The sequence below is a fragment of the Bradyrhizobium sp. SHOUNA76 genome, from assembly GCF_023006445.1.
Classification (GTDB): domain Bacteria; phylum Pseudomonadota; class Alphaproteobacteria; order Rhizobiales; family Xanthobacteraceae; genus Bradyrhizobium.
On sequence record NZ_JALBHA010001080.1, the window covers coordinates 1 to 628 of the forward strand.

At 64.6% G+C, this 628-nt stretch carries 2 protein-coding genes; one reads left to right on the top strand and one right to left on the bottom strand.

The features are described 5' to 3' along the window. Positions 1–248 (bottom strand): SAM domain-containing protein (locus MOV74_RS39840; RefSeq protein WP_246933070.1); only part of this gene is annotated, 248 nt, incomplete at its 3' end. Between the two features lie 143 nt (positions 249–391). Here MOV74_RS39840 and MOV74_RS39845 point away from each other — a divergent pair. Beyond that, positions 392–628 (top strand): hypothetical protein (locus tag MOV74_RS39845; protein ID WP_246933071.1); only part of this gene is annotated, 237 nt, incomplete at its 3' end.

Below are 628 nucleotides of genomic sequence, written 5' to 3' on the forward strand. Positions count from 1 at the left end.
GGCCGCACCGTCGTCGCGGGCGCCAGCGCCGTTTCCGCCTGGAACAACGCCGCCATCGCCCGCTGGAGCCGCTTGCGATCGCCGAGCGGCAATCCGAGCTCGACCAGATCGGATTCGGTCAGGTCGCCCATGACGTCGAGATCGAGACGGTGCTGTGCGAAGAGATCGGAGTAATGGCCAAGGCCGATGCCCTCGAGCCAGCGCTTCAGCCCGCCTTCTGCTCCCGTGTCCGGCTCATTCTCCAGCATGGTGATTTCTGCCCGACCCCAATTCCGTCGAAGGGCTTTAGGGCGCCTCAACCACAGATTTTGGGCCCAAAACTTCACCTCAGACTGGACGCGTTCCCCAACTTCTTGGAAGAATAGCTCAATCGCATCAAAAGGGAACGGAATTGTCGGACGTCACACTCCCGGCTCCGGAGGAATCAGGCGGCACGGCCGCCGAAACGAAGATATTCGCCGATATCGGCGGCCTTCTCGATTTCTACGCCCGCAAGACGCCGACGGCGCCCGCGCTGCTCGCCCCGGGCCGGCCGGTCCTCAACTACGGCGCGCTTGGCGAGGTGACGCGGGATCTCGTCCGTACGCTGCGCCGACTCGGCATGACCCCTGCCGACCGGATCGCGGTC